The 4003-nt window shown below is 60.5% G+C and carries 1 protein-coding gene; it reads left to right on the forward strand.

Translation table 11 applies throughout. The features are described 5' to 3' along the window. Positions 1-56 precede the first annotated feature (56 nt). Positions 57-4003 (forward strand): InlB B-repeat-containing protein (locus G1C94_RS07445; protein WP_172147143.1); only part of this gene is annotated, 3947 nt, incomplete at its 3' end.

Genomic DNA, 4003 nt, shown 5'->3' on the forward strand with positions numbered 1-4003 from the left:
TCGTTTTGTGTTGGGGGAGGGTTTGGTAGAAGAAAAAGAAATTTTAGGAGTTTCTTATGGTGAGATTTTCATCTCAAACCGGCATGGGGCGCGGGTTGCCGCGTTGGCTGGCGGCCATGGTGTCGGCGGTGGTGTCGGCGCTGGTGGTGCTGGCGATGGCCGTGCCCGGCGCCTGGGCCGCGGGCTCGGCGTCGGTGACCTCATGGGCCGACGTGCTGAGCGCGTTGACGACGGCGGATACGGTCACGTACACGGTGTCCGCGAACACCGTGCCGGGCGCGAAGCTGACGGTGCCCTCCGGTAAGACGTTGATTGTCACGGGTTCGGCTTCGCTGGCTGGCAGCACGTCGGGCGATTCGCTGTTCGACGTGGCCAAGGGCGGCCGTCTGGTGTTGGACGGGGTCACGCTCACGAACAACACCGTCGGCGACAACGGTGCGGTGCATGTCGCCGTGGGCGGCGTTTTGGATTTGGGTTCCGACGGCGCTTCCCCTGTCGCCCCGTCGATCACGAACAACACGACGAAGGCCGGCACGGCCCGTAACCTCGTGGTCGCCGAGCAGGTCGAGACGGGCACGGGCAGCACGAAGGTCACGGAAAGCGCGACCGTAAGGTTGAACGCCAGTGCGGACAAGCCGATCGGCCTGTCCTACGCCGGTGACGTTGTCAGTCCGGTGTCGATGGTCGTGAGCGGCGCTACCCACACGGTGACGGACAGCGACATCGCCAACGGCAAGATTACGCTGGACAAAACCAGCGACGCCAACAATAGCGGACTGGAAACGGTGTTGGTCAACAACACTGTGGTCCTGCGCGGCGCGGAGGCGAAAATCCTATACTGGGCGCCGGACGCCTCATTCAATTGGCTCCAGGATAACGTCTCTGGTAATGACCTCGTGGTTCCGGACGCGGTGGCTCGACGGTCTCAGGATTTTACTAAGGGGTCAAACGTATTCAATGATTGTGGTGACCTTACCGTGATTCACGGTGCCAAGGACAGTAGGGTGAGCTTCACTGATAATGGCGTGTTGAACGGTTCGCTTGATCAGTTCGATTTCATTTACATCGAGGCGGGCCAGACGAAGGTGGACGGCACCCATTATTATACGGAAGCCGAGCAAAAGGCCTTGCTGTCGTATCTGGACAAGGGCGGGCGCATCTTCATCCAATGTGAGGATACGAAATTCCTCAATCTAAACGCGTCGGGTTCGGAGCTGGCGAGTAAATTGAACACCGGCTTCACAGTGTTGAACACGCCCCCGATTAGTAATAACGCTACAGTCAGCAAGAAAGATTCAACGGTGGCGAAGAATTTGACGGAAGGTCTGCCGGATGACTGGAAGGTGTACATTGCGAGTCCGATCTCGTATACCGACGATAAGACTAATGTCATTTTCACCGCCACTGCCGATGACGGTAGTGAGCAGCCGATTTGCGTGGACTTGCAGGCGGGTTCCTCTACTGATGCGACTCCGTGGGGCAATGTCACGGTCATTACCGACGGAAACCTCTGGACAAGGGACTGGAAGACTAGTGCGTATGATAAGGACACGATTCCCAATGCTGCCAAGCAGTTTGCGTCGAATTTGGTGACGACGACTAAGGCGTCTCGTGCTGTTGCTGCGACTGGTACGAATCCGAATACGGAGCAGTTTGAGGTGACGTTTGAGCCGGGTGAGGCCGGTGGTGTTGCGACCTCGAAGTCGGTGTATTCGGGCAGTGTGGTTGCCGCGCCTGAGTTGACGTTTGCGAATCATGCGTTGGAGGGCTGGTATTACACGGATGATCAGGGTGAGGAACAGAAGTGGGATTTCTTGACCCCGGTGACCGAGAATGTGACGTTGACTGCGAAGTGGACGGATCAGGCGTCGTATTCGGTGGCGCATTATCGTGAGAATCTGGATGGTTCGTATCCCGCGGATCCGAGTGAGACGGTGACGGCGGATGCGGATGGTAACCCGTTGAAGGGTACGATCGGCGGGAAGACGGATGCCGGTCCGATGGACACGTCGTCGGGTGAGTACGAGGGTTTCACGGCCGAGGCTGTGGACCAGCAGGTGATCACGGCTGACGGCAAGACGGTGGTGAAGGTCTATTACACGCGTAACGAGAACACGGTGACGTTCACGGTGACCGAGGACGGCGCGCTGGATGCGGGCGTGCAGAAGACGTTGACGGTGAAGACCGGCGCCCCGTTGTCGGATGACGTGGACGATGCGTTTGTGTCGCCGACGGTGACGCCGGTGGCGGGTAAGAAGTTCCTGGGTTGGAAGCTGAGCACGGCTGGCGCGGACGGCAAGGTGTATTCGCCGTCCGAGATGGCTGACGTGACGGTGAAGTCGTACGCGGAGTTCGTGGCCCAGTACGAGGACCTGCCCGATGTGACGGTCGTGTTCGATTACAACGGTGGTAAGGATGCGTCCGGTGCGTCGTATAAGTCGTTGACGGGCGCGCAGGGCACTTCGTACAAGGCCGACATCCCGGCCACGGATGCGGAGAATCTGAAGCGTACCGGTTACACGCTGGACACGACCAAGACGTGGCAGTCGTCGGTGCCGACGGTGAAGCCGGAAGGCACGTTTACGGCTGCTGCGACGTTCAAGGCCGTGTGGACTGCGAATGATAATACGGTGAAGTTCGTCCAGGCCAAGGATGACACGCATGGCACGCTGTCGTACGACACCGAGTTCACGGTGAAGACGGACGCGACGGTGGGCGACGGCGTGGATGCCTCCAAGGCGCAGTTCAAGGAGCCTCCGACGGTGAGTGTGGACAAGGGTTACTCGTTCGTTGGCTGGAAGTGCAGCGAGGACGGCAAGGTGTACGCGTCCGCGGACGTGGCGGCTTATGAGGTGAAGGGCCTTGACGAGACGAACAGGACGGTGACGTTCACCGCGGTGTATGCGGCGAACAAGAACTGCACTGTGGTGTTCAACCCGAACGGCGGCCAGATTGACGGTTCGGATGACGGCAGGGTTGTGTCGGGTCTGAAGGACCAGTCGTACGCGGCGGATGTGCCGGCCAAGACGGTCATGTCGCGTGATGGCTATACGTTCGGCGGTTGGCTCAACGCGGATAACGAGGTCGTGACCCCGAGCGGCGTGTTCGATACGGAGGGCGTGACGACGTATACGGCCAAGTGGGATCCGACGCCCAACACGATCACGTTCAACGTGAACGCGGCGGACGGCACGCAGACCGCTGGCGCGGCCACGTTGACGCAGGTGCCCACGGGCACGCTGTTGAAGGACGTTACGGGCTATCCCGTGGAGACGGGCCCGACGGTGAAGCCGGTTGCGGGCAGGAAGTTCCTGGGTTGGCGTTGTTCGAGTGACAACGCGTTGTACCAGCCGAATGAGATCGGCGCCCTGCGTTCCAAGCCGAACCTGACGTTCACGGCGGAGTTCGAGGACACGCCGAAGGTGACGGTGAAGTTCGACTACAACAACGGCGCTTTGGACGGCAAGACGTCCTCCGAGGTCACGGAGAGGCAGGACACCACGCAGGCGGTGCCGCAGCCGACCCGCGCGGGTTACACGCTGAATGGTTGGACCGCGGTTCCCTCGTCCGTGGGCAACCTGGAGGCGACCGACACGTCGGTGACGTTGAAGTCTGATGCGGTGTATACGGCCCAGTGGAAGGCCGGCGACCAGACGGTGACGTTCGACGTGAAGGACCACGGCACGCTGGGCAAGGGCGTGAACGCGACGCTGACCGTGAAGACCGACGCGAAGCTGAACACTTCGACGGAGTCGTATGTGGAGCCGTCGGTGTCGGCGAATGATGGTTGGAAGTTCACGGGTTGGCGTTCCAGCGCGGACCAGAAGCTGTACCAGCCGTCGCAGATCGCGGATCTGCTGGCCGAGCCGGGTCTGTCGTTTACTGCCGAGTATCAGGAGTTGGGCGCGGTGACCGCCACGCTGAACTACAACGGCGGCCACAACAAGGCCGGCGAGGCGTATGTGCAGTTGTCCGGCAAGGAGAACGTCGCGTACTCGGATGC

The sequence above is a fragment of the Bifidobacterium panos genome (genome assembly GCF_012932445.1).
Lineage (GTDB): Bacteria > Actinomycetota > Actinomycetes > Actinomycetales > Bifidobacteriaceae > Bifidobacterium > Bifidobacterium panos.